24 protein-coding genes are annotated in these 25,188 nt (G+C 64.0%); 14 read left to right on the top strand and 10 right to left on the bottom strand.

Annotated features, from left to right (window positions below):
- Positions 1-17 precede the first annotated feature (17 nt).
- Positions 18-482 carry a peptidylprolyl isomerase gene (locus tag ABE454_RS10370; RefSeq protein ID WP_087140057.1) on the bottom strand — a complete coding sequence of 155 codons (465 nt, stop codon included), beginning with the start codon at positions 480-482 and terminating at the stop codon, positions 18-20.
- Positions 483-562: 80 nt separating this feature from the next.
- On the opposite strand from ABE454_RS10370, the gene ABE454_RS10365 reads away from it, so the two are divergent.
- Positions 563-1,285, top strand: coding sequence for an RlmE family RNA methyltransferase (locus ABE454_RS10365; RefSeq protein ID WP_346531451.1), 723 nt, complete (start codon positions 563-565; stop codon positions 1,283-1,285).
- A gap of 179 nt (positions 1,286-1,464) precedes the next feature.
- Here the strand turns inward: ABE454_RS10365 and ABE454_RS10360 are convergent, their stop codons facing one another.
- Complete coding sequence (locus tag ABE454_RS10360) at positions 1,465-2,034, bottom strand: DUF2061 domain-containing protein (RefSeq protein ID WP_346531449.1); 570 nt, start codon at positions 2,032-2,034, stop codon at positions 1,465-1,467.
- Positions 2,035-2,162: 128 nt separating this feature from the next.
- Between ABE454_RS10360 and guaB the strand changes: the two genes are divergently transcribed.
- From guaB to ABE454_RS10330, 6 genes are all read left to right on the top strand, one after another.
- Positions 2,163-3,623, top strand: a complete 1,461-nt coding sequence (gene guaB, locus ABE454_RS10355; protein WP_346531447.1) for an IMP dehydrogenase — start codon at positions 2,163-2,165, stop codon at positions 3,621-3,623.
- A 201-nt stretch (positions 3,624-3,824) separates the two neighbouring features.
- The gene (locus tag ABE454_RS10350) at positions 3,825-4,223 is read left to right on the top strand and encodes an MAPEG family protein (RefSeq protein WP_346531445.1); all 399 of its coding nucleotides are present in this window, start codon (positions 3,825-3,827) and stop codon (positions 4,221-4,223) included.
- A gap of 1 nt (position 4,224) precedes the next feature.
- Complete coding sequence (locus tag ABE454_RS10345) at positions 4,225-5,520, top strand: RsmB/NOP family class I SAM-dependent RNA methyltransferase (RefSeq protein WP_346531444.1); 1,296 nt, start codon at positions 4,225-4,227, stop codon at positions 5,518-5,520.
- Complete coding sequence (locus tag ABE454_RS10340) at positions 5,517-6,212, top strand: 5'-methylthioadenosine/S-adenosylhomocysteine nucleosidase (protein ID WP_346531442.1); 696 nt, start codon at positions 5,517-5,519, stop codon at positions 6,210-6,212. The genes ABE454_RS10345 and ABE454_RS10340 overlap by 4 nt, the downstream gene beginning before the upstream one ends.
- A complete protein-coding gene (guaA, locus tag ABE454_RS10335) occupies positions 6,209-7,771 on the top strand; it encodes a glutamine-hydrolyzing GMP synthase (protein WP_346531440.1) in 1,563 nt (520 codons plus the stop codon). Before ABE454_RS10340 ends, guaA begins: the two co-directional genes overlap by 4 nt.
- Before the next feature lie 291 nt (positions 7,772-8,062).
- Positions 8,063-9,316: a tyrosine-type recombinase/integrase gene (locus tag ABE454_RS10330; protein ID WP_346531438.1), complete on the top strand. Its 1,254-nt coding sequence runs from the start codon at positions 8,063-8,065 to the stop codon at positions 9,314-9,316.
- Here the strand turns inward: ABE454_RS10330 and ABE454_RS10325 are convergent.
- On the bottom strand, positions 9,273-9,563 hold the full coding sequence (locus tag ABE454_RS10325) for a helix-turn-helix transcriptional regulator (RefSeq protein WP_312444285.1): 291 nt from the start codon (positions 9,561-9,563) through the stop codon (positions 9,273-9,275). The two genes, ABE454_RS10330 and ABE454_RS10325, sit on opposite strands and share 44 nt — an antisense overlap.
- A 496-nt stretch (positions 9,564-10,059) precedes the next feature.
- Here ABE454_RS10325 and ABE454_RS10320 point away from each other — a divergent pair, with 496 nt between their 5' ends.
- The gene (locus ABE454_RS10320) at positions 10,060-10,668 is read left to right on the top strand and encodes an endonuclease/exonuclease/phosphatase family protein (RefSeq protein WP_346531437.1); all 609 of its coding nucleotides are present in this window, start codon (positions 10,060-10,062) and stop codon (positions 10,666-10,668) included.
- A 287-nt stretch (positions 10,669-10,955) separates the two neighbouring features.
- Positions 10,956-13,031 carry a ParB/RepB/Spo0J family partition protein gene (locus ABE454_RS10315; protein ID WP_346531436.1) on the top strand — a complete coding sequence of 692 codons (2,076 nt, stop codon included), beginning with the start codon at positions 10,956-10,958 and terminating at the stop codon, positions 13,029-13,031.
- Between the two features lie 51 nt (positions 13,032-13,082).
- Here the strand turns inward: ABE454_RS10315 and ABE454_RS10310 are convergent, their stop codons facing one another.
- From ABE454_RS10310 to ABE454_RS10300, 3 genes are all read right to left on the bottom strand, one after another.
- Positions 13,083-13,289, bottom strand: coding sequence for a hypothetical protein (locus ABE454_RS10310; protein ID WP_346531435.1), 207 nt, complete (start codon positions 13,287-13,289; stop codon positions 13,083-13,085).
- A gap of 39 nt (positions 13,290-13,328) precedes the next feature.
- Positions 13,329-14,237: a HEPN domain-containing protein gene (locus ABE454_RS10305; RefSeq protein ID WP_346531433.1), complete on the bottom strand. Its 909-nt coding sequence runs from the start codon at positions 14,235-14,237 to the stop codon at positions 13,329-13,331.
- A gap of 722 nt (positions 14,238-14,959) precedes the next feature.
- Positions 14,960-15,502 carry a hypothetical protein gene (locus tag ABE454_RS10300; RefSeq protein ID WP_346531431.1) on the bottom strand — a complete coding sequence of 181 codons (543 nt, stop codon included), beginning with the start codon at positions 15,500-15,502 and terminating at the stop codon, positions 14,960-14,962.
- A 555-nt stretch (positions 15,503-16,057) separates the two neighbouring features.
- On the opposite strand from ABE454_RS10300, the gene ABE454_RS10295 reads away from it, so the two are divergent.
- The 4 genes from ABE454_RS10295 to ABE454_RS10280 all read left to right on the top strand — a co-directional run bounded on the left by ABE454_RS10295 (position 16,058) and on the right by ABE454_RS10280 (position 17,910).
- Positions 16,058-16,270 carry a cold-shock protein gene (locus tag ABE454_RS10295; protein WP_346531429.1) on the top strand — a complete coding sequence of 71 codons (213 nt, stop codon included), beginning with the start codon at positions 16,058-16,060 and terminating at the stop codon, positions 16,268-16,270.
- A gap of 275 nt (positions 16,271-16,545) precedes the next feature.
- Positions 16,546-16,788, top strand: a complete 243-nt coding sequence (locus tag ABE454_RS10290; RefSeq protein ID WP_346531428.1) for a hypothetical protein — start codon at positions 16,546-16,548, stop codon at positions 16,786-16,788.
- Positions 16,785-17,186 carry a hypothetical protein gene (locus ABE454_RS10285; RefSeq protein WP_346531426.1) on the top strand — a complete coding sequence of 134 codons (402 nt, stop codon included), beginning with the start codon at positions 16,785-16,787 and terminating at the stop codon, positions 17,184-17,186. The genes ABE454_RS10290 and ABE454_RS10285 overlap by 4 nt, the downstream gene beginning before the upstream one ends.
- Entirely contained in the window at positions 17,176-17,910 is a 735-nt protein-coding gene (locus ABE454_RS10280; protein ID WP_346531424.1) for an NYN domain-containing protein, read from the top strand. The genes ABE454_RS10285 and ABE454_RS10280 overlap by 11 nt, the downstream gene beginning before the upstream one ends.
- 1,325 nt (positions 17,911-19,235) lie before the next feature.
- Here ABE454_RS10280 and ABE454_RS10275 read toward each other — a convergent pair.
- Positions 19,236-19,454 (bottom strand): hypothetical protein, encoded by a 219-nt coding sequence (locus ABE454_RS10275; protein WP_346531422.1) that lies wholly within the window; start codon positions 19,452-19,454, stop codon positions 19,236-19,238.
- 354 nt (positions 19,455-19,808) lie between these two features.
- On the opposite strand from ABE454_RS10275, the gene ABE454_RS10270 reads away from it, so the two are divergent.
- Complete coding sequence (locus ABE454_RS10270) at positions 19,809-20,954, top strand: serine hydrolase domain-containing protein (RefSeq protein WP_346531420.1); 1,146 nt, start codon at positions 19,809-19,811, stop codon at positions 20,952-20,954.
- Positions 20,955-21,358: 404 nt separating this feature from the next.
- Here the strand turns inward: ABE454_RS10270 and ABE454_RS10265 are convergent, their stop codons facing one another.
- The 3 genes from ABE454_RS10265 to ABE454_RS10255 all read right to left on the bottom strand — a co-directional run bounded on the left by ABE454_RS10265 (position 21,359) and on the right by ABE454_RS10255 (position 25,140).
- Positions 21,359-22,255: a nucleotide-binding protein gene (locus tag ABE454_RS10265; RefSeq protein WP_346531418.1), complete on the bottom strand. Its 897-nt coding sequence runs from the start codon at positions 22,253-22,255 to the stop codon at positions 21,359-21,361.
- A gap of 187 nt (positions 22,256-22,442) precedes the next feature.
- A complete protein-coding gene (locus ABE454_RS10260; RefSeq protein ID WP_346531417.1) occupies positions 22,443-24,002 on the bottom strand; it encodes a DEAD/DEAH box helicase in 1,560 nt (519 codons plus the stop codon).
- Positions 23,941-25,140 (bottom strand): hypothetical protein, encoded by a 1,200-nt coding sequence (locus ABE454_RS10255; RefSeq protein ID WP_346531416.1) that lies wholly within the window; start codon positions 25,138-25,140, stop codon positions 23,941-23,943. The genes ABE454_RS10260 and ABE454_RS10255 overlap by 62 nt, the downstream gene beginning before the upstream one ends.
- Positions 25,141-25,188 lie beyond the last annotated feature (48 nt).

Below are 25,188 nucleotides of genomic sequence, written 5' to 3'. Positions count from 1 at the left end.
CCGCTGAAACTTCGTCCTTAGGCGACGGTCGCCTTGACGATCTTGCCCGGAGCGCGGGGCGGTTCGCCCTTCGGCAGGGCGTCGACGTGATCCATGCCTTCGATCACTTCGCCCCAGACGGTGTACTGGCCGTCCAGGAAGCGGGCGTCGTCGAAGCAGATGAAGAACTGCGAGTTGGCGCTGTCCGGGTTGGCGGTGCGGGCCATGGAGCAGACGCCGCGGACGTGCGGCTCCTTCGAGAACTCCTGCTTCAGGTTCGGCTTCTTCGAGCCCGAGGTGCCGGTGCCCGTCGGGTCGCCGCCCTGGGCCATGAAGCCCGGAATCACGCGGTGGAAGACCACGCCGTCGTAGAAGCCTTCCTTGGCCAGATCGGTGATCTGCTTGACGTGGTTCGGCGCCAGGTCGTCGCGCAGCTTGATGACGACGTTGCGGTCTTCGCCGTCGCCGGTGTCCAGGGTGAAGGTCAGGGTTTGGTCGGCCATCGTGCGCTCCTTGAGGTTATGCGAGCCGGAATTGTGCGCGGGTCATAGCGGCTGAACGCCGTCAGGGCTATGTGGGAAGCATGAGTGAAGACGAAAAGCCCGCCGACAAGCCGCAGGAACGCCGCCGCATGGTGCGTCTGCCTACGGGCGGCACGGCCTCGGGCCGCAAGGTCGGCCAGAAGATCAAGACGGCCGACAAGAAGACCCTGTCCAGTCAGGCGTGGATCAAGCGTCAGCTGTCGGACGAATGGTCCGACCGCGCGCGGGCCGAGGGCTGGCGCAGCCGCGCGGCCTTCAAGCTGATGGAGATCGACGACAAGTTCCGCCTGATCAGGCGCGGCTCGCGGGTCATCGACCTGGGCGCGGCGCCGGGCGGCTGGGTGCAGGTGGCGCTGGATCGCGGCGCGGCGGCGGTGGCGGGCGTGGACCTGCTGATGATCGAGCCGATTCCGGGCGCGACGCTGATTCAGGCGGACTTCACCGATCCGGGCGTGGATCAGCAGATGCTGGACGCCATCGGCGGGCCGCCGGATCTGGTGCTGTCGGACATGGCGCACAACACCATTGGCCATCGCCAGACGGACCACCTGAAGATCATCGCCCTGATCGAGATCGCGGCCGACTTCGCCATCCGGACCCTGCGTCCGGGCGGGAATTTCGTGTCGAAGAACTTTCAGGGCGGCGACGCGGGCGGGGTGCTGACGCGCCTGCGTGAAGAGTTCGAGACGGTGAAATACGTGAAGCCCGAATCGAGCCGTAAGGGCAGCGCCGAGGTGTTTCTGGTGGCGCTGAACAAGCGGTAGGGGCGCTGGCTCTCTGTCTTCCTTCCCACCAAAATAACTGCCGTCATCCTCGGGCTTGACCCGAGGATCCAGCCTTCAGTCTGCGTGACGTGGGCAAGGATGAGCGCGCTGCCGCTCTGGATCCTCGGGTCAAGCCCGAGGATGACGGCGTGTTTGTAGAGCGTGGCGCCGGGCGCAGGTCAGGCCGACGCGCTTTCGGCCTCTGCAGCCGCGCGACGGGCGGCTTTTTTCGCCTCGATCCGCGTCCAGATGCGGTCGTGCAGGGTGAAGAACACCGTCTGCACCAGTGGCTCGATCGTGCCGATGGCCAGGGCGATGCGGATGTCGCGCGTCAGGGCGAAGGCCACCAGAACCGCCACGGTGAAATGCATCAGGCCATAGGTGACGGTCTTCAGCGCCACCTGCTTCAGGTTGCGGGGCAGGGCGTGGCTGTGGCCGTGTCCGCCATGATGGTTGTGGGCGCGATTCTGCTCATGCGCGTCCATGACCTCCAGACGGGCGGTGAAGGCCTCGGCCGTCTCCTCGACGCCGGACAGCATCTTGCGGCGCTCGACCCGGTGCCAGACGCGGTCGTGGATCGAATAGGCGATGGTCTGGAAGATCGGCTCGACCACCCCGACCGCCAGCGCCACCCGCCAGTCGCGCGTCAGGGCGAAGGCCACCAGGATCGCCACGATCAGGTGCATGACTCCATAGCTCGCGATCTTGAGGGCGAGCTGTCGCGCTGTGGTGATCAAGATGCGAACCATTCGCGGTAAATGCGGCCTCTGCCCGTCCGTTTCAAGGCAATTTCTCTTATATGGACGATAGCGCGGGCTTGGGGTTGCGGTTCCCTGCCAACGGGGGCTATACGCGGCCCGCAAAATGGAGGCTCCAAATGGAGATACGCGAAGGCCTAACCTTCGATGACGTTTTGCTCGAACCCGGTCCGTCCGAGGTCATGCCGGCTGATGTCGATGTCTCGACCCAGCTGACACGCGAAATCAAACTGAACATCCCGCTGCTGTCGTCCGCCATGGACACGGTGACGGAAAGCCGCCTGGCCATCGCTATGGCGCAGGCGGGCGGCATGGGCGTGCTGCACCGGAACATGACCATCGAGGAGCAGGCCGAAGAGGTCCGCGCCGTCAAACGCTATGAAAGCGGCATGGTGGTGAACCCGGTCACGGTCGCCCCCGACACGACGCTGGGCGAAGTCCTCCAGATCGTCGAGCGCAAGAAGATCACCGGCTTCCCCGTGGTCGATCCCAAGACCGGCAAGCTGGTCGGCATGTTGACCAACCGTGACATGCGTTTCGAGACGGACCTGAACCTCAAGGCCGCCGATCTGATGACGACCGGCGAGCTGATCACCCTGCGCGAAGGTTCGGCCGGGCGCGAGGCGGCGCGCGAGCTGCTGCGCACCCGCAAGATCGAGCGGGTCATCGTGGTGGACGACGCCTATCGCGCCGTCGGCCTGATCACCATGAAGGACATCCAGAAGGCCCAGGCCTTCCCCAACGCCTGCAAGGACGAGCAGGGCCGCCTGCGCGTCGGCGCCGCCTCGACCGTCGGCGACGCCGGGTTCGAGCGCGCCATGGCGCTGGCCGATGCGGGCGCGGACGTGGTGGTGATCGACACCGCCCACGGCCACTCGGCCTCGGTCGCCCAGGTGGTCGAGCGCATCAAGCGCGAGAACAACCGCGTCCAGATCATCGCCGGCAACGTCGCCACCTATGACGCCACGCGCGCCCTGATCGACGCGGGCGCCGATGCGGTGAAGGTCGGCATCGGGCCGGGCAGCATTTGCACCACCCGCATCGTCGCGGGCGTAGGCGTGCCGCAACTGACGGCCATCGTCGACGCCGCCCGCGCGGCGGAAGGCACGGGCGCCTCGGTCATCGCCGACGGCGGCATCAAGTTCTCGGGCGATCTGGCCAAGGCCATCGCGGCGGGCGCCAATGTCGCCATGATGGGCTCGATGTTCGCAGGGACCGACGAAAGCCCCGGCGAGGTCTTCCTGTACCAGGGCCGGTCCTACAAGTCGTATCGCGGCATGGGCTCGGTGGGCGCCATGGCCCGCGGCTCGGCCGACCGCTACTTCCAGAAGGAAGTTTCGTCCGAGAAGCTGGTCCCCGAAGGCATCGAGGGTCAGACCGCCTACAAGGGCCCGATCGCCCCGGTGGTGCACCAACTGGTCGGGGGCCTGCGCGCCTCGATGGGCTATGTCGGCGGCGCCTCCATCCCGGACTTCCAGGAACGCGCGCGTTTTGTCCGCATCACCAATGCGGGCCTTCGTGAAAGCCACGTCCACGACGTGATGATCACGCGCGAGGCGCCCAACTATCGTCAGGGCTGACCTGATCCGCTCCCGGCCCCGGCCGGGAGCGGTTTTGTTTTGAGTGCATAATCCGCCGCTCATCCCGGCGAAGGCCGGGACCCAGATTGTAGGGTGCAAGGTCATGTGTTCGGACACTGAGCCCGTCAGGCGGCGCGTTTGCATCTGGATCCCGGCCTTCGCCGGGATGAGCGAGTATTGGACTGGAAAAGGGAGACCGGCGTGACGACTGAACTCACCTGGCTGGCGGCGACGCTGGTGCTGGCCCTGGTGCAGGTCTTCCTGCCCGCCTTCGCCCGGACGCGCGAGTTCGGCCTGTCGTGGAACGCCGGGGCGCGGGACGAAACGCCCGAAGCCAAAAGCCCCATCGTCGGCCGTCTGGAGCGGGCGCAGTCCAATCTGTTCGAGACCCTGCCGCTGTTCATCGGCGCCGTGCTGATCGCCCAGGTCGCCGATCGGACCGGCGCGCTGACGGCGTGGGGCGCAGGCCTCTACTTCTGGGCGCGCGTCGCCTATATCCCGCTGTACGCCCTGGGCGTTCCCTATATCCGGTCGCTGGTTTGGCTGGTCTCGCTCGCGGGACTGGCGCTGTGCCTTCTGGCCCTTTTCATCCGAGTCTGATTTGACCCCAGCCGCCCGTCTGGCCGCCGCCGCCGCCATCATCGACAGCATTTCCCAAGGCCGCCAGCCCGCTGATGCCGTGCTCAAGGCCTGGAGCCAGCAGAACCGCTATGCCGGTTCGGGCGACCGCCGCGCCATCGCCGAGCGCGTGTATCAGGTGCTGCGCGCGCGGGGCCGCCTGTCGGCCTTCATGGGCGGGCGTCAGGACGGACGCGCCCTGATCGTCGGCGCCCTGTCGCTGCTGGACGGCGCGACGCTGGAAGAAATCGAAGGCCTCTATAACGGCGAAGGCTATGGCCCGCGCCCGCTGTCCAAGCACGAGCGCGGCCGCGTCATGGCTGGCGAAGACGCGGTCGATCTGGCCGAGGTCGCCCTGCCAGACTTCGTGACAGCGGACTTGAAGGCCGTTCACGGCGACCGTTGGCGTAAAGAGGTCGAAGCCTTGGGCGGCCGCGCGCCGGTCGATCTGCGCGTCAACAGCCTGCGCGCCACGATTGAAGAGGTCGAGACCGAGCTGCGCGACGCCGGTCTGTCGCCCCAGCGCACGGAGCTGTCGGGCTGGGGCCTCCGTCTGGACGCCGAGCCTGCGCCGAACGTGCAGCCGCTGGACGGCTTCCAGAACGGTCATTTCGAGATTCAGGACGAGGCCAGCCAGGTCGTCGGCTGGCTGTCCGGCGCCTTCCCCGGCGCGACGGTGGTGGATTACTGCGCGGGCGGCGGCGGCAAGACGCTGGGTCTGGTGCAGGCCATGCAGGGGCAGGGGGCGCTGATCGCCTGCGACGTCTCGGCCAAGCGTCTGGACAATGTGAAGCCGCGACTGGCGCGCGCGGGCGTCGAGGCCGACCTGCGCCTGCTGGGCACGAACGGCGGCGGGGTCGAGGATCTGAACGGCCAGGCCGATGTGGTGCTGGTCGATGCGCCGTGCTCGGGCTCGGGCGCCTGGCGGCGTCGGCCGGAGGACAGCTGGCGCCTGACGGCTGAGGAAGTCGCGCGCCTACACGCGCTGCAACTGCGGATATTGGGGCAGGCGACGAAGCTGGTGCGGCCGGGCGGGCGTCTGGCCTATGTCACCTGCTCGGTGCTGGGCGCCGAGAACGAGGCGACCGCCGCCGCCTTCGAGGCCGCGCATCCGAGCTTCAAGCCGGTCCCCGTCGCCGACGCGGCGCACAGCGCGGACCTGACCGGGGCGGGGCGCGAGCGCCTGACCGCGCTGGCGCAAGGGAATCGCCTGCGCCTGTCGCCCGCCGCGACCGGCACGGACGGCTTCTTCATCGCCCTTTATGAGCGCGTTTCATGAGGCTGGAGCGCTACGGCGCCGTCACCGTCCTGCCGGTGATGGCGGCGCCTGCCGAGTATGGCGAACACCTGCGCGCCCGCATCGACCCGTTGATGACCGGCATCGGGCCGGTCGAGGGGGCGGTGGCGCTGACGGCGGCGCTGTCGCGGCTGGAGGCTAGGGGAGAGACGCCGGACCTGATTCTGTCGCTGGGGTCGTGCGGGTCGCGTGTGCTGGATCACGCGGCGGTCTATCAGGCGTCGTCGGTGGCCTATCGCGACATGGACGCCAGCGCTCTGGGGTTCGAGAAGGGGGTGACGCCGCTGCTGGACATGCCCGCCGTCCTGCCGCTGCCGTGCCCCATCCCTGACGTGCCGAGCGCGCCCCTGTCGACCGGCGGGAACGTCGTCTCGGGCGCCGCCTATGACGCCATCGACGCCGAGATGGTGGACATGGAGACGTGGGCGCTGGTCCGCGCGGCCCAGACCTTCGGCCTGCCGCTGGTCGCGCTGCGCGGGGTGTCGGACGGCAAGGCCGAGCTGACGGGCCTGCACGACTGGACCTCGACCCTGCATCTGGTGGACGAGAACCTGGCCCGGGCCGTGGACGGCCTGATCGCGGTGCTGACGAACTCAGGCCTCTCCGCCCTTGAAATTCCGGCCCTTCAGGGCCAAACCCTCGCCCAATCGCTCGCCCCGGATTCGACCTCATGACCCAGCCGACCCAACACCAGAAGGTGCTCATCGTCGATTTCGGCAGTCAGGTGACGCAGCTGATCGCGCGCCGCCTGCGCGAGGCCGGCGTCTATTGTGAAATCCATCCGTTCAACAAGGCTGGCGAAGCCCTGAAGGCGATGCAGCCGCAGGCCATCATCCTGTCGGGCGGCCCGAACTCGACGACCGATGCCGACAGCCCGCGCGTCGACCGCGCCGTCTTCGACTATGGCGCGCCGATCCTGGGCATCTGCTACGGCGAGCAGCTGATCTGCGCCGAGCTGGGCGGCAAGGTCGAGAGCGGCCACCACGCCGAGTTCGGTCGCGCCGAGATCGTCATCACCAAGGACAGCCCCCTGTTCGCGGGCATCGGCGCCATCGACCACCGCGAGCCGGTCTGGATGAGCCACGGCGACCGCGTGACGGCCCTGCCGGAAGGCTTCCACGTCATCGCCACCTCGGAAGGCGCGCCCTTCGCCGCCATCGCCGATGAGACGCGCAAGATCTACGGCGTGCAGTTTCACCCGGAGGTGGTCCACACCCCGCGCGGCGCCCAGCTGCTGAAGAACTTCACCCACGGCGTGGCGGGCCTGACCGGCGACTGGACCATGGCCGCCTATCGGGACGAGCAGATCGCCAAGATCCGCGAACAGGTCGGCGACGCCAAGGTCATCTGCGGCCTGTCGGGCGGGGTCGACTCATCGGTCGCCGCTGTGCTGATCCACGAAGCCATCGGCGACCAGCTGACCTGCGTCTTCGTCGACACCGGCCTGATGCGCAAGGGCGAGGCCGATCAGGTCACGACCCTGTTCCGCGAGCACTATAACATCCCGCTGGTGCACGTTGATGCGTCTAAGGATTTCCTCGGCGAACTGGCCGGGATTTCCGACCCGGAAACCAAGCGCAAGACCATCGGCCGCGTCTTCATCGAGGTGTTCGACCGCGAGGCCAACAAGATCGAAGGCGCCGCCTTCCTGGCTCAGGGCACCCTCTACCCCGACGTGATCGAGAGCGTGTCCCCGACGGGCGGCCCCTCGCACGTCATCAAGAGCCACCACAATGTCGGCGGCCTGCCGGACTTCATGAAGCTGAAGCTGGTCGAGCCCCTGCGCGAACTGTTCAAGGACGAGGTCCGCGCGCTCGGCCGCGAACTGGGTCTGACGGACGCCTTCGTCGGCCGCCATCCGTTCCCCGGACCGGGCCTGGCCATCCGCATCCCCGGCGAGATCACGCCGGAGGCGGTCGCCACGCTTCAGGATGCGGACGCCATCTATCTGGACGAAATCCGCAAGGCGGGCCTGTACGACGACATCTGGCAGGCCTTCGCCGTGCTGCTGCCGGTCAAGACGGTCGGCGTCCAGGGCGACGCCCGCACCTATGAAAAGGTGCTGGCCCTGCGCGCCGTCACCTCGACCGACGGCATGACGGCTGACTTCTACCAGTTCCCCTGGGACGTCCTGGCCAAGACCGCCACGCGCATCATCAACGAAGTCCGCGGCGTCAACCGCGTCGTCTACGACGTGACCTCGAAGCCGCCGGGCACCATTGAGTGGGAATAATTCAGCCCCTTCGGAGTCTTTCGACGTCGCTTTCGAAAATGCCGATAAGTCACTGACGTAAAAGTGAATTTTGACGAGACCCTTCGAAGCCCTTCGGAGGGTCTCTTTTTTGTGATGACGGCTTTCCTGACGGTCTCACGCCCGTTGCCTCACCCGCCCCTGATTCATACCGTCACCCCATCCAGGGCGTCCTGACGGTCTTTTTCTCGAAGCAAGTTTTTGAATTGTTAGAGAAAAATGGCCGCGGAGGACCCCGAAAACGCCTGACGGTCTTTTGGAAGGGGAAATGGCATGCTTACCGACGCAGAACTTAGGAATACGCGAGGAAAATCAAAGGCGTATAAAAAGACCGACAGGGACGGTCTTTACGTGCTCGTAACACCGTCAGGAGGCATCGCCTTCAAGTACGACTACCGGTTCAACGGGCGGCGCGAGACAGTCACCTTCGGATCCTACGGGCTGACCGGCCTGTCGCTCGCCAGGGCCCGGGAGAAGCTCATCGAAGCCAAGCGGATGATCGCCGAAGGCGTGTCGCCGGCTCTGGAGAAGCAGCGCGCCAAGAGGCGGCTCCGGGAAGCCTGCGACTTCGCTCATGTGGCGCAGAAGTGGATGGACGAGGCGCCCATGGCGGACAGCACGCGCAACATGCGGCGGTCCATCTTCAACCGGGAGGTCCTGCCGCAATGGCGCAACCGGCTGCTTGGCGAGATCACGCCGGATGATCTGCGCGCCCACTGCAAGTCCATCGTGGAGCGGGGCGCTCCGGCGACGGCCATCCATGTGCGAGACATCGTCAAGCAGATCTACGCCTGGGCTATTCTCCATGGCGAGAAGATCGATAATCCAGCCGACGGGGTGGCGCCGGCAGCGATCGCGCGCTTTCGTCCCCGTGACCGGTCGCTGTCGCCGTCCGAGATCCGGATCATGCTCGGGCTGCTGGCGGAGGTGGCCACCCTGCCGACGATCCGCCTGGGACTGAAGTTCATCCTGTTGAGCATGGTCCGCAAGAGCGAGTTGCAGGACGGGACCTGGGACGAGGTGGATTTTGAGAATGCGGTCTGGTCGATCCCGAAGGAGCGGATGAAGCGGTCGCGCCCCCACAACGTTTATCTGTCGACCCAGATGCTCGACATCCTGGTGGCCCTGAAGACCTGTTCGGGAAACTCCCGCTACATCCTGCCGTCGCGCTACGACGCCGACGCGCCCATGTCCCGGGCGACCTTCAACCGGGTCACCATGGCCATCGCTGAGCGCGCCCGGGAGCAGGACCTGCCGCTGGAGCCCTTCACTGTCCATGACCTGCGCAGAACGGCCTCGACCCTGTTGCACGAGATGGGCTTCAACTCGGACTGGATCGAGAAATGCCTCGCGCACGAGGAGCGATCATCGCGGAGCGTCTACAACAAGGCGGAGTTCGAGGCGCAGCGCCGGCACATGGCGCAGCAGTGGTCCAACGCCGTCGACGCCTGGGAAGCAGGGCGGTCATGGACCCCCGTGCTCTCTATCCCTGAAACGGCAGGATTCCGTTTCGATCCGCGTCCCTGACGGGCCGGGATATGCGTTTGCGGACATCGGGCGGCGGCGCGGGGCGGATCGGCCGTCGCCGCCGCAAAGCGAGCCAGGCTTCGACCTCGGCCAGATCCCAGACGACGCAGCGCGGCGTGAGGAGGAAGCGTTTAGGGAACTCGCCCCTCTGTTCCATTTCCCAGATGGTGCTGTCCGCTAGGGGCACCATCTGAAGCAGCTGCGCCTTTCTGATCGACCGCGTCAGCGGAGGGTCGGACCGGTTCATCGTCGCTCTCCTAAAAAGCCTATGGGAATCGAAGGCGAAGGCAGACGAAACGACCAGCCGTCAGGTTTGCGTCCGACAGGCTGCGGGTCGACGCATCGACGCAGGACTTCGATGTGAGCGGATCCGAACGCTGCAAACTCGCGATCCTTGATCGACGATCTGTTCCAGGCTTTGCGCTGGCTAAGGTCGCGCTTAGGAATGCGGGAATGAAGATCCAAATCTCCTTGGCCCTTAGCGCCGCTATTTTCCTGTCCGCCTGCGCTGGCATGCCTTCGCCGCCGCCGGCGGGTTCGCTCAAGGTGGCGACCTGGAACATCGAGCACCTAGCTGAGAAGGACGGGGAAGGGTGCCGACCCCGCACTGAGGCGGACTACGCCCTCCTGCGCCGACATGCGGATGCGCTGAACGCCGATGTGATCGCCTTCCAGGAAGTCCAGAGCGAGGCGGCTGCGCGAAGGGTCTTCGATCCGGCCAAGTACGACATCGCCTTTTCTTCGTGCTCGTCGAGCGGGGCGGGCGGCGATGGCGCGGCAAGCCGGGTCTCAACATCCAGAACCAGTCGGTCGGCTTCGCCGTCCGCAAGGGCGTGGCCTGGCGCCGGAATGAGGACCTTTCGGCGCTAGCGCTCGGCAATCCCAATCTGCGCTGGGGCGTGGACATCACGGTCTGGCGCGACCGCCCGCTTCGTCTCCTGGCTGTCCACCTGAAGTCCGGCTGCAACTCCGGACGCGCGGCTTCCGATCCCGATTGCCCCGTCCTGTTCGGCCAGGCCCCTGTCCTGGAAGGCTGGATCGACAGCCGGGCGCGGGCCGGCGAGGCGTTCGTCGTTCTCGGGGATTGGAACCGGTGGATCGCCAGCCGAAACGACGCCTTCTACTCCGAAATCAATGATGGCGACCCGGCTGCGGCGGCGCTTGTCCAGACGGCGGGCGGCCGTCCGGCCGGGTGCAAGGCCCGATATCGCGAGTTCATCGACCATATCGTCGCCGGACGTGAAGCGGCCGCCCGGATCGAGCCGGATTCCTTTGAGGAATACGTCTACGACGCGCCGGAAGATGACCACCCGTCGGACCATTGCCCCGTCTCGGTGAGAATCCGGGCCTGACCTGCAGACGCCGCCGAACTCGCCGATAGCGGCGCCTGTGGCGCCGCATATCTAAGGGCTCCGCCCTCGCGCGGGCCAGGATGCGCGGCTGCGCCGCCGGACCGGCCGGTCTCCCCGACCTTCCGCGCCGGCACAGGTTCATAGCCTTCAGATTTCCAGGCTTGTGCAGGTCGGGCGATCCCCCTCCGGCCGTTCCGTCCTGGCCCTTGCTACCCCGGTCTCGCCGACGGGCAGAGTTTCAGGCGCGCCTTCCGCGTGCCTGCAACCCTTGCCCAGAGGAGGCAGACATGACTGCTCATTCCATCCAGACTTTCGCTCTGGCGGCGGCTGACGCCGCCGCCCCGGACCTCTGTGATACGGCGGTTCCGGAACCGCTTCACGGCGCGGAGATCGTGGTCCCGCTGAACCGGCTGAAGGCCTCGCCCCGGAACGCCCGAAAGGTGAAGCACTCTCAGGAGGCTATCGAGGCGCTGGCGGCGTCCATAAGGGTCAAGGGGGTATTGCAGCCGCCTGTGGTCGAGATCGAACGCGGTCAGGACGGCGTTGCGACGGGCAACTACCGCGTCACCATCGGCGAGGGGCGGCGGACGGCGTTGCGGCTGCTCGCCAGACGCAAGGCGATCAAGCGCACCCATCCGGTGAAGGTGACGGTCGACACCCTGAATGACGCCCATGAAATCAGCCTCGACGAGAACATCACGCGTGAGGCCATGCACCCCGCCGACCAGTTCGAGGCCTTCCGGAAGCTGGCCGAGGAGAAGGGCTACGGTCCGGAAGAGATCGGCGCCCGGTTCGGGGTGTCGGCCCATGTGGTGCGGCAAAGGCTGCGGCTCGGCGCGGCGGCGCCGGAACTGATGGCGGCCTATCGGGACGGGACCCTGACGCTGGACCAACTCATGGCCTTCTGCGTCAGCGCCGATCAGGACCGGCAGCGGCAGGTTTTCGATCAGATGGGCGAGTACAGGCCGGTCTATGCGATCCGGCGGGCCATGACCGAGGCCAAGGTCCCGGTGGATGATCGCCGCGTCCGCTTCGTGGGGCTGAGCGCCTATGAGGCCGAAGGCGGCGCCGTCCTGCGTGATCTCTTCACCGAGGACGGCGAGGGTTGGCTGGAAGACCCGGCCCTTCTGGATCATCTGGTGGCCGAGAAGCTGACCGGTCTGGCCGAGGAGGCGCGACAGCGCGAGGGCTGGAAATGGGCCGAGGTCGGCTCTGATTATGCCGAGGCTTCGGCCCTGGGCCGGGTCTATCCGGTCGAGGTGGTTCGGTCGGAGACGAATGCCGCCGAGATCGCGGCCCTGTCGGAGGAATATGATCGGCTCGTCTCGGGTACGGACGCCGGGGAGGGCCTGTCGCCGGAGGTGGATGCGCGACTGGAAGAGATCGACAGAGCGCTTCAGGCTTTCGGTCCGGACTTCGATTACGCGCCAGAGGCGAGGGCGCGAGCCGGGGTCATGGTGCTATTGGGTTATGACGGTCTGGCCCGCTTCGAGCGGGGTCTGGTCAGGTCTGAGGACGCGGCGAACGCGCGATCCGCCGATCCGGAGGCCTCTGAAAGCTGGACGGCGTCGGAGCAGGACGGAGAAGACGCCGAAGCAGCGGCGCCCGTTCGGGCGTCGGTGCCGGAGGACGGCCCCGCGCCCCTGTCCGACCGTTTGATCGTCGACCTGACGGCACACCGCACCATGGGGCTTCGCGATGCGATTCAGGCGGACGCCAAGGTGGCCCTGACGGTGGTGGTTCATGCGCTGGCCCTGCAGGTCTTCTATCCGGCGTGGGGCGTCTGGACGCCGCTGCAGCTTCGGCTGAGCGTTACAGGGCTCGAAAGACTGGCACCGGGCGTCAGCGACGGTCCGGCCGGTCGTCGCGTGGCGGATCGGCTGGAGGCCTGGGGCGTGCGTCTGCCCGAAGAGGCGAGCGATCTGTGGGCGGTCCTGGCGTCCATGAGCCGCGCCGATCTGCTGGACCTGATGGCATGTTGCGCGGGTGTCGGCCTCTACGCCGTGCGCGACCCCCACGACCGCAGACCGGACGCCCTGACCCATGCCGAAGCCTTGGCGGCCGTGACCAGTCTGGACATGACCGGGACATGGTCGGCGACCGCTGCGAGCTACTTCTCGCGGGTGTCCAAGGCGCGTATTTTGGAAGCCGTAAAGGAGGCGACGAACGCCGAGGAAGCCGCCCGTATCGCCGGGTTCAAAAAGGGCGACATGGCCGAGGCCGCTGAGCGGCTGGTGGAAGACAAGGGGTGGCTTCCATCTCTGCTGCGGACGGTGTCGGCGGTTGATACGACCGCGCACGAGCGGGAAGGGGAGGCGGTAGAGCCGTCATCTGACGACGCCTACTGCTTCGCCGCCGAATAGAGGGCGAAAAACTGGAAATCGCGCCGCGCGCCTCTTGGGGCGCGCGGTTTTTCAATTGTCGTTCGCTGCGTCCGGTCGAAGCATGACCGCCGCCACGGCGAAGGCTCCCAGCGCGACGCCTGCGAAGATGGCCAGTATGGCGAAGGACTGAGGAGACGTGTTCGACAGGCCGAACGCCATGCCGAGCAGGGCCGTCAGGACGCCGAGGCAGAAAAACACCACTGGCCTCAGATTTGAGCGCGAACGGAGGGCGCGCATCAGGCAGGCGACCGTCCTGTCTAGCTAGGTCATGTGCATCTATTCGGCCAGACGCCGGAGCTCTTCGATCCGCGCCTCACAGGCCCCGCGTACGACCTCTCTTAGGAGGTCGATGCGTTCGGTGAGGAAGGCCAGCTCTTCATCGGTGATGCGGTAGTGGCGTGAGTAACGGGCTTTGACGTAGGCGGCGCGGAGGAGTTCGAAGCAGCGCTTCTGGAACTTGGTCTCGTGGGGCCAAACCTCACGGAGGCGAGGTTCCAGGGGCTCTGTCATGTTGCGGAGGCGGATAAGGTTGTGGCTCTTGGGCGAGTAGAAGGTCAGGACCTGCAGGAGGCCCTGATAGATCGTCTCCGTGACCTGATGAAGCAGGAACGCAGCGTGCTTGTGATCGCCATTTGTTATGGCGAATGCCGCTAGACGAGCGAAGCCAGCCTCGCTTTCCTGCCATTCCTCGAAGTACTCGGTGGCCTCCTCCAATGCGGTGGACGGCGGCAAGGGCTGCGGCTCGGAGAAGGTCACGTCGGGCGTGTCTTTCAGGACCACGCCGTCGCGGGCGATGTCGATGAAGAAGCCGCGCCCATGCTCCAGCTTCCAGTTCACGTCGTCCAGGCTATGGACGATCAGGCTGACGGGGGTGCGCATGGCGCCCGCAGAGAGTTCGGCCAGAAGGCGCTTCTCCACGTCCTCCCAGAACTCGAAGTCTGTCAGGTCCTCGTGGTCCACGACGACCAGCAGGTCGAAGTCCGAGAAGTAGCGCCCGACCGGATCATGAACCCAGTCGCCGCGCGCATAGCTGCCGAAGAGAATGATCTTGAGAATGCGGCCGTTCTTCAGGCGGTCGGCCCGGCGCGTGGAAATGGCCTTAGCGAAGCCGTCTTGGATGATCCCGACGGCGGCATCGAGTTCACGCTGTTTCGCGAGCGGCAATTTCCTCAGCGGACGTTTCATGCCCGGAGTCTCCGAAATGCGGAGCCGACAAGCAAGAGTCGAAACGCCCCAATCCCACGCAACTAGGCTGATGCGCTTATAATCGCTACGCTAGCACCTGCGGGCGCCGGTTCCATAGGGTGCCGTCTGTTCGCCGTAGGGCCGGTTCGCCGGAAACCGTCGCGGCGTCGCCTGAAAGTCCCGGGCCTCCACGCAGAGGTTCCAACGCCCGCACCTTTTTCTTTCCGGTTTTGACTCATTACGGCGGTTGGCGACGTCCGCTTTCCTGCATTTACCGACTCGCTGAAACAGACGTCGTGCGCTGGTCTGGGGCGCTGCTTTCATTAGAGGGAAGCCTATAGGGATCCCCTGTGGGGCGGGTGTGATCCCTGACGTTAGAGAAGGCCGGATGACAATCATGTCAGGCTGGCTGAGGCTGTGCAGCGGTTTTACAATCAAGATTCTGGCGCCCCGATCAGGCAGAACCGTATCTTCAGACAGGAAAGCTAATGGCAGGCATCAGCCGCCAGCCCGGACGCAGGCCCGCAGCCCATTCAATGAAAACGATATCACCAAGAAGCCTGATGTCTGTCTGCCTGCCGCTAGCGGGCGGAATATCCAGCTCATGACTGTTCGCAAGCCGCACCCGGAAGCCGCCCCGTGGGAGGCGTGCAATAACGTGAGCGGCCATGGCGATGGGCGCGTAAGCCCGAGGAGCTTGCCGCATCGCCGTGATGTCGGCGCTAGTCATTCGCTTGTCCTTCGGAGTCGGCCGTAGCCTCGACGGCGCCGATCGGAACGGCCACCCCGTCGACCACGAGGGTCGCCTTCACTCCGGCTTGAATATCTTCGAGCGCGATGGCGAGCGCGGTTTCGAAGGCGGCGCTTCGGTCCATGTAGTCGCCGATATGCCGCCGCGCGCGGCTGACTTCCCATACCCCGCTGCGGGGTTTGACGACGACCGGGATTTCATGGGTTGCGATGGGCGGTTCTGTCCGAGAGGTCGGCGGGGCCGAAGAAGGAGGGCGAGAGGGTAGGCCGCCACGCTGTTCATTGAGCTTCAGAACCTGCCGGACGAAGGCTTCGGCGTAATCCTCAGCATCGGTATGGTCATGCTGATGGGAGTTTCGGCCTTTGGGCCAGAAGGCCGTTGTGAGGCGATCTGCAAGCGAAGGGTCGGCTTGCGCCAGCTCCGCCAGGAGAAATTGGAGGATGCGCTCGTGGGCGAGGACGCGACGCTCCAGATCGGTTTCTTGGGGTGGCATTGGGGAATGGGGAGAGATCAAGTCTCCCGCTCGGTTCAGCTGCCTGTCTGGAAAAGGCGTGCAGGCGGCCATCAAGACAAATAGGAACGCCGCGCATAAAGCCAGCGCCACAGCAGAGATTCAATAAGCGTTATCCGCGCCCGCCAAATCATATTCCGCAGATAGCGGGTTGCGGCCTCATTTGCCGGGGCTTGGCCTGTTAGGCTTGCCAGACACATGAGAGGTAAGAGCGATGAAAGAGTCCAAGGGAAAGCCGAAGAAGGTTAAACCTAAGACCAATGTTTCCAATCCAAGCGTGAAGAACCTGGTCGATAAGGCATTCGTCGGATCGAAACAGCCAAAATAATTCCAGGCCCGCTGGTCAACGGCGGGCCTTCATTATGAGGCTGTCGCGCGAATATTATTGTGCTGACCTTGCGCCGACGATGATCCGCTCCCATATCCAATCTGTCGATCTTCTTGCGTAACGCTGCTGCCCTTTTCTGCGCGACGCACAGAGGTTCAAAAGCCGATCCCATCCAGACCCGACAGGCTTCAGAGGTTTCTCTGCCGCCAACGCTATATGGAGGTCTGAAAATGGCTACCGGCACAGTAAAATGGTATAATTCGATCAAGGGTTACGGCTTTATCGCGCCCGACGACGGAGGCAAGGACGTCTTCGTGCACGCTTCCGCGATAGAAGCGTCCGAGTTTTCTTCTCTTAACGAGGGGCAGAAGCTCGACTTCGAGGTCGAACTGGACGTTCGCAGCGGTAAGGAATCCGCAGCCCGCCTTGCGGTGGCGGCCTAGGGGCGACATCGTTTCCTTTCGTGATGACAGGATTTCGTTCGACGGCGTCGTGACCGGCCTGCTTCCTCTGGGAGCGCGCCGGGTCAGGTTGGAGAACGGCCATGTCATTACGGTCCTTCCCAGCCTTAATCGACCGCTCAGGACCAGCGTTCTGGGGGACGAGGTCAGAGTTGAGATCGGCTTCAACCAGTTGAAAGGGTGGCGCTTGACGCGTCGCCCCGATTCCCCGGTCGAAGGGCGCGCCTGTGTCGCCTCTGGCTGAGAAAATCCCTCTGATGAGCGATGCGGATTTGACGGCTTTGCGCGTCAATGCGCAGCGACTGGTTCAGCATGGGCTGCCGCCGCAGATCGCGGCGGCGGCCGACATCCTTCCGCTGATCGACGCCGAGGCCGCCAGGCGAGCCGCTCTTCCCAGGCCGCCTGCGGTCAAGCCCGCCCGCGCGGCCCGGAAAAGGACGACCGCGCCAGCGTCGGGGCATCAGACGGCCTTGCCGTCGCATTCGAAAGACTCCCGGTGATCGAAGAAAATTTCGTGCGACTGTACGCCTATGATTTTGTCCAGATGGCCGTGCGATCGGGTCTGGGCCAGGATGTCGATGCGGCATTGCAACGACGACTGGTCGAAGCTCGAATGCATGCCGTCGTTATGGATAACCACAAAAGCAAGGGGCATCTCGCCGCCTTGATCAACCGGGTTCGAGATGAGGCGAGCCGGGTCGACAGCCGCGCGGTGCGCCATGGGGAGGATCCAGCGCTGGCGGCCCATCAACGGTTCCGTTTCCTCTCGGGCGTCGCTGAAGCTTTGGACGCCCCTCCGCCAATGCGTGCGCCAGATCGGCTCTCCGCCCGGCGGGCGGCGGACGACGCCAAGCCCAGCAACTTCAAGGCGCGGGCCGATACGCACCATGTCGATTGAAGGCCGGGCGCCGAGGCTGGCGGTGCTGATCGACGCGGAGAACGCCTCTCCGAAAATCGCTGAAGCCCTGTTCACCGAGATCGCCGCTTTAGGCGAAGCCTCGGCGCGCCGCATCTACGGCGATTTCGCCAGCCCTCAGATTTCCGGCTGGACGAAGGTGTTGGCGCGGTTCGCCATTCAGCCCCAGCAGAATTTCGCCAACACCAAGGGCAAGAATTCCGGGGACATCGCGCTGGTCATCGACGCCATGGACCTCCTGCATTCCGGCCGGTTCGACGGCTTTTGCCTGGTCTCGTCCGACGCCGATTTCACCCGTCTCGCCTCACGCATTCGCGAAGAGGGCGTCGACGTCTATGGCTTCGGAGAGCAGAAGACTCCCGAGAGCTTCCGACAGGCCTGCACTCGCTTCATCTACACCGAGAACCTAAGCCTTCCCGGTGAAGGGGATATCGATCCATCGAAACCCGTGCGCCGCTCTAGCGAGAGCAAGCGGCGACCGGCGGAAGCCGCGCGGCTGATCGCTACCGTGATCGCCGATATGGACGAGGGTGGAGACGGGTGGGTCGCCGTGGGCGGTCTCGGCAACCGGCTCCGCAACGCCTATCCGGATTTCGACCAGCGGACATACGGATACGCCAAACTGTCCGATCTCATCCGCGGGACGGGACGGTTTGAGGTGCAGACCAGCAGCAGCGGCGTCATGCGCATACGTGACCTAGCCTGACAGGAGCGGCGGATGCGCAGCGATATGTTTGCGATTGATGTCCGCGTTCTCGAACCGAAAGCCGATGTCGCCATCAGCGGCCACGCCTAGGCGTCCTGTAATCGGCGGATGATGAGGGCGCCTGCCTTGCTCCGGAGATGACCGGAAGCTCTGGGCTCAAGCGCCGCAGATAAAAACGAGCATTGTTCGGTAAGCGCGCCAATTGATGGAGGCGCGGGGTCAGTTCCGTGCAAGGGTCGCTGATGGAGCCCTTAGGATAAGAAGATCAGACGCTAGATGCGCTTTGGCGTGGCCTCTACGGCCAACCGCTACCCGTCAGGGGCGCAACCGAGGCGGCTCTCAAGATCATTTTGGAAACCATGAGGCCGCCATGTCTGCCAAATCCCGTCGCGGACCCTCCATCTGGAGGCTGTCGCCCTTTGAGATCACCCTCGTCTTTCTGAGCGTATCCTGCTTTGGAGGGGCCGCCTGGACCGTTCATCTATTCTAGAAAGTCGTTGGCGAGCCCCCCGAACGGTCTCGGGAGCAACCTGCGCTAGATGAACGGCGTTTAGACTCCCCTCACAGGGGAGTTGTTCTCGTGCACAGGAAGCCGGTGATTGAGAGGGCCCTCGAACTTGCAGAAAGCGGGAGCTTTCGCATTCCGAGCGACGTTCGAAAGGCCCTCGTCAGAGAGGGTTATACCCAATCCGAAATCTACGGACTGGAGGGAAAGGCGACCTGGCGACAACTACGCGAGAAATGCGCGGAGCATTGGCGCCGGAAGGGCGATAATCCCCCTTTGTCGGCCGAGAGCGCGGATAGGCGGAACAACGCCCAGATTGGATAGTTAGGACGACCAGCGCCTCGTCCGGCGGGTGCTGGAGGGCCGTTCTTGCGCAAACGAAGGCCTTCTGTTCCCCGATGGTGGCATCTGGCGGCGTGGGAAGCGGCGCTCCTGGTCATGACGCTGTTGTTCGTCGGCTTGATAGGAATTCTCTACGCAGGCTGGATGCATTGAGCCGGTCTCGCGCGGCGGTTGTGTCGGAACTGATAGGACGCCTAGGTGGTTTAAAGCCGCGCATTCCTTTGAGGTGATGCCGGCGGTCCGGCGCGCAACCACGCACCCCCTGCGACGCACCGGACCGCTACTTACGCCTCTGGCGCAAACTAGCGTTCAGCACCGCCATGTGGTCCGTCCCAACGCCGTGGCCACCGGCGTCATCGCCAATTGAGAGCAAGCCCGTACCGACGTCGCCGACCAGCCAGCGATCGTGGATGATTCCGCATTTAACGGCGAGGCGACGCCGAGCTGGAGACGTCTATCGCCGCGAAGTACTTCGCTATCACCAAGACGTGCTGCTGGAGAATGCTGAGTGCACGCCTAAAGCGGGCGATGAGATTTCGACCCTGAGCGGGCGGTCGCCGTATCGCTCGCGCCAGGCGGCGATCGCTTCGGGGGTCGGTTGGACGAAGGAATGGCCGTCGCCCAATCCATGCGCCAGGGCCGCCCAGGCCGGAAGCATGTCGATGTCGTCGCGGGCGCCTTCGGCGCGACGGCGCATATCCTCGGCCAGGGCGTCCCAGTCGACCTGCTGGCTGCGATAGGCGATGGGGCGAACGACGCGACGGCGTCTTTGATTCGCGTCTCGGCGTCAAAACGTTCGGAAGCCTGCTGCGTCAGCGAGAGCGGCGAGAAGGGGAAGGAGCTTGACGGACCAAAATCAGTGTTCAGGCCTGGTTAGTCAGCAGATCCGTCACGCGGCCAGTTAATCTCGATCATGCGGGCGGATTATTAGTCGGCAAGGGGCTGGGCATCCGCCAGCGCATTTTGGAGGGCGGCGTTCGTCACGAGAATGGCCGCAATCTGACTCAAGCTTCACTTGAGGTGAGGAGGGGCCTCTCTCTAGGCTGCGGTCATGATCCCTATCAAGCATAGTCTTACCGTCGGCGCATTGGCCTCATTGGTCCTCTTGTCTCCCGTGACGGTCTCTGCCGCAGAGCGGCCTGATTTCGCGCCTCTTGAAGCGCAACTCGTCAAGGCGTGCGAGGCCGGTGAATTTTCCGGGGTGCTCGCTGTGGCGCGGCGCGGCGAGATGCTGTTCCAGCATGCCTGTGGCCAAGCCGATCCCGTCAACGGCGTCGCCAACACGCCCGAAACCCGGTTCAAGATCTTTTCGACCAGCAAGTATCTGACGGCCATCGCCATCCTGCGCATGTGTGAAAACGGCGAGATGGATCTCGACGCGCCGATCGGTCGCTATCTCGCCGATGCGCCTTCGAACTGGGCCGGCGTCACCGTGCGGAACCTGCTGAACCATACCTCGGGTCTGCCGGACCTGACGGAGGCCATGCTGGCGCGTTTCAGCGTCGATCACCCGACGGCGATGAAGGCGGTTTTGACGGATCTCCCGGAGGACGCGACCCATCCTCTGGAAGGACCTGGCGAGAACTTCCGGTATAATAATTTCGGATTCGAGCTTCTCGCGCATACAGCGGCTGCGACCCGTGGGGCGCCCTTCGGCCACATCCTCGAAGAGCTAGTCCTCAAACCGGCAGGTATGACGACCGCTAGCGTCGAGGTGCCAAATATGGTCGCTGGTCATCCGGTGGCGGTGCAGGAAGAAGGTTTGGCCATCGGATATAACGGCGCGCCCGGCGCTCTTACCCAGGCCCAGAATTGGGCCTTTATTCAACTTGGCGCGGGGGCGGTTCGCGCCAGCCTTGCAGACATGCTTGCGCTCGACCGCGCCTTGGAGGAAGGCCGATTGCTGAAGCCGGAAAGCCTGGCCGAGATGCGTGCGGCGCCGGTCGTGAGCCGGGACGGCAAGGCTGTGGTCGGCCCCAAGGGGTATGGGTTGGGCGTGGTAGTTTCCTCGGCGGCTGGTCAGACCATGGTCGGGCACAGCGGCGGCACTAACGGCTATATCGCCGACTTCGAGCAACTGCCGGATCAGGACGCCGTGCTTGTCATTCTTACCAATCGGGGATTTACCCGTCTCCAGCCTCTTCGTGAGCAGGTCGGGCGGGCTTTCACGGCAGTTCCTACGGGCGCGACCGCTTAAGAAATCCGATTTGGCCAGCACGCCTATCGAAGGCATTTCTCATCGTCGAGGGAATAGGCGCGCTGCGGCGCTCACCAAAATCCCTCTGCGGTCGGTGCCCCCATCATCGGGTGGCGCCGGAACGGTAGTGGTGTTCATGAACACACCATAAGCGTGAAGCAGCAAAGGTCCGCAATGGGCGAAGCGGGCCTAGGCACACTGCCGGAAACCGGACAAACGCGCGAGGATCAGAAGGTCGCCTTTCGGACGGGGCTGCAATGGCCGCTTCTGGCGCATCCACGACGTCATTCAATGGCTTAGTCTGCTCCAAAGAGGAGTTGATTTTCCTCGTACATGGCGCGCCGCGGTAGCATTACCGAAGCCAACCTTCATGCCCCTAAAAAGCTTTGGGTGATGACGGTGGCTTAAGCGTGGGCGATGCGGCCCCAATCGACACTATAGCCCGCGCCCTGAAGTTCTCGCGCCAGGGGCACCTTCCAGCCGCCGGCAGCGTCGAGCACTTGATAAACCACACCATGATAATCGGAGGGGACTTCAAGTTCGCCGGCCTTTAACGCGCAGACTTTGTCGCGTCCGAGGCGGCCGATGAAGTATCCGAGCTCAAGAATGACGTTTTGGCGTGCGCGTGGAGCCAAGTCCGCTTTGGAGACGCCGCCTATATCGTCCGGGGTGAGTAGGACGACAGCGAAACCTACGTCGCCATGGTGCTCGATCTTCTCGATAATCGTCCGGCCACCATTGTGCTGCTGGTGCAGGATGACTGGTTCGAAGCCCATCTGCTGAATAAAGCGAGCAACAGTTTCTCTGGCTGTTTCGGAATGCCCATGAACGATGAACACCTTCGTAGGCACCGCCTGGGTCAGTTTAGGCAGCGTGACAGAAACGGCCTCGGGCAAATGAGCCAAATCCTCGCTCAAGCCCTCGATGGCCTGAGAAAGAAGCGTGACCGCTCGATTAACCTTCCCGCCAATAGCCGTTCTGACCTCAGAGATGGGCGTCTTCGGCTGAGGCGGGCCGCCAATCACGAATATACCGACATACTCACTGTAGGTAAGCTCCGATGCCGCCGCGTAGCGCTCACGGTCAGCAGTTCCGCTTCCAAATGCCCGATCTAGAGTTTGGTCGATGGCTGCTTCTAGCGCAACGAGACTGTCCGGTCGCCACTCGTTGATTGAAGGCAGATCGACGGCGCGCAACTCCGCAATCCGCTTGTTCAACCTTGCTATGGCTGCTCGGATTTCATCGGCGGAGAGCGTTTTAACAGGTGCATAAGCGGAAGAGGGTGTTCTTGAGCGGGCCATCGTCGATCGCAATTGGGTTCAATATTCTTTGTTTGTTCTAGTGCCCTGCCGGTTACTACACCAGCGGAAGAATGAATTTCAGGTCTCAGCAAAACCGACAGGCGCAGGGAAGATCGAGGTGATTGAGGCAAGCTAGGTTGTCCAAGCGCGTATCACGACATCCGATTTGAATGTCGCATGTCGTCTCCTATCCGCGCGACTGTAGCTGTGACGCCATTTCGCGCGCGTGGCCGACGCCTGACCACGCCCCATACGATCCAACGACGTATAGTCTCTGCTTTGCCCTGGAGACGGCGACGTTGAGGATATTCGGGGTTCCGGCCGCCCAAGAACGAGCTCCGTTTTGTGAGGCTTTTGGCGCACCAAGGACCAGAATGACGGCTTCAGCCTCTCGGCCTTGAACCGTGTGAATAGTGCCGACCCTGTCCTTCAGCCATGCGCCCGCATCAACGCCGAACTTTGCGAACAAGCCTCGCTCGGTCCTCAGGCGGGTGCGCAGTTCCTGAGCGACAATACGGAAGGGGGTGATGATGAAGACGTCTGGATTTCGGACGCCGGCCTCGGCGATTTCGCGCAGCAAGGCCACGACGCGTTCGCCTTCGTCCGGGCTCCATTTCGAATCTGCGTCACCATCGACGTTGAGCCACTGGGAGGTTCCAAGAATGTCACCGATAGCGCTCTTTCTGGGACCGGGCGCGTGGACCATCTGCCCGTCGTAGGCGATGTGGTTGGATATCCCGAACATCGGCTCCTGGCAGCGTCTATGAACCAAGAGGGGGATGCCCACCTGGCGCGGACCTCGATCCGATTTGAATGCTGCTTGGAACGGCGAAACACGATCAGCCAAGGTCTGGCTGGAAGCTTCGGGCGCAGTCCAGGCCTTCCTGTCGATTTTGAAGAAGTTGGCGATCTCGATATTGAGTCGCTCGGGCAGGGCCACCACCGGCGGAATCTGAAGCGGATCTCCGACGATGACGGAGCGCCTGGCGCGCATGACGGCGCCGACGGCGGCTTGCGGGAGGGCCTGGCCGGCCTCATCAATCAGCAACCAGCCGATGCTCTCGGGCGGCAAATCGCCCAGCATCTTTTCAACCGAAGCAAAGGTCGTAGACAGCACGGGCGTGACCATGAAGAGGGTCGACCAGAGATCGCCGAGGAGCGCGCACTTTGCCGGGTCTTGCGGGGGGCCGTCCTTGAAGACGTCCATGAGGATCGACAGGTTATGCAGAACCTTCTGCGCAGAAACGTCGATGAAGGCCTTGTGAACGTCCATGGCTGCGATGAACAAGTCTTCGCGCTTGGCTTGAAGGCCGTCAGGCAGCCAGGGAGAGGCTAGGTTTGAAGCTTCGTGACCAGCGGCGAAGAACGTCTCGTCAATGATGCGCTTACCGAGAGCTGGACGATAGACGTCGAGTTGTGCGCTGAGCTGGAAAACCTTGTTCTGCGGTTCGATGAGCGCTCGATCTGCGCGAGCGATTTCCAGAGTCAGCTCGTCCACTCGGCGAATGCCGTCGGCGAGTGTGGTCTCTGCCTGCTGGCGTTTGATATCCGCAATCCTGGCCGCTTCAGCCAGCGGCAGGTTTTCCCGTGTCCATGCCTGCCTCGCCTCCCGGCGGAATAGCCAGGCGATAAAGCCCGGGCGGCCCTTGCGGTGGCGTTTGACGGCGTCATGAGCCTGATTGGCCTCAAGGTTGCCCTCCGGGGCTGGGCCAGCGCGCGGCGGGGGTCCTTGCTGGCGCCACCGCATGCTCAACCGCGACCTGGTCGTTCAAGAGATCAAAGGATCGTTCCGGACGTTCGACGCCCAGGTACTGGTGCAGCCCGCGGGGGGCGGTCTGTTTGCTGCAATGCGATGCGGCAAGGGCCAGGTCGCCCATGTAGAATGAGTTCAGCAACGAGGCTTCGGGCGGGTTCTTGGACTTATAGTAATGGAAGACCCGTACGGCGAACGTCGGCGCTTCCGCCAAGCGGTTCGGAAGGTCGAACACCTTCAACAGGTGGGCGTAGGCACGGCTGATCGTTGTGCGGTCAAGCGGTAGCCTTGCGCCCGCCTCGTCAGTTCGACGAAGAATATCATCGAGCGCTTGAATCACCTTGGGTTCGATGCTGGGCCAGCCGCCCAAGGCCTCGAGCTTCTGCTTGAGAGCCAGGGGGAGGGCCCAGGCGAAGCTCGAGACGGCGATGCCCTTGTCCTCAACCAGCAGGCCGTTGCGATCCACGAGAATGGCGGCGATCGCCGCTTTTTCTCTCGTCCGGGTACGGAGCTCATCATCGGCGCCAAACGCTTTGACGAGATCGGCCGTCGCGGGTCCCATCGGGATCGCGCCAAGGATGATCTGGTAATAGAGTTGGTAGTTCTTGCGGGAGCTTTCGCCGCGTTCCCAAGGAAGGTCGCCCTTGCCTAGCTCGGCGACGCTTCCATGCTGCCCGACTGCGAGATTGTTCGGTCGCTGGTAGGTTTGAGGTGAAAGCGCCTCGAGCGCCGTCCAGGCGGCGAGAATACCGCCGGGCGTGTTTGGTTCTGTCGTTCGTTCCGCGATGAAGACTTCGCCTGGATCGGCTGTCGCAAAGCTCGCCGTGGCCGTGGAGCGCACCGTTTCAGAGGCGTTGGCGGTAGCGCGGCGCGGAGCCGGTTTGAGCGCGACGGGGTGGATCTTTGCTTCGGTCGATTTCGGTTTCGCCGTCTTCGACATCGTGGCAGGCCCCTTGTTTAGGAGGTCCCGAGTACGGTTGCGTAGTTCGGCGGCCCGCTTCGTCTCGCGAAAGCTCAGTTCATGCTCGAGGCGGCCCATCACCGTCGAGTCTTGCTTCGCCTGAGCGAACAGGTCCTCGAGCTGAACGATACTATACTGGATGTAGGGACGCTTAGAAGGCAAGGAAAACACCTGTCGTGATCAGGGTATTGGTGGGATTGGAACCTATCACTGCCCCGT

Source organism: Brevundimonas diminuta (assembly GCF_039673845.1).
Classification (GTDB): domain Bacteria; phylum Pseudomonadota; class Alphaproteobacteria; order Caulobacterales; family Caulobacteraceae; genus Brevundimonas; species Brevundimonas diminuta_E.
This window is presented reverse-complemented; position numbering and strand designations above follow the sequence as displayed.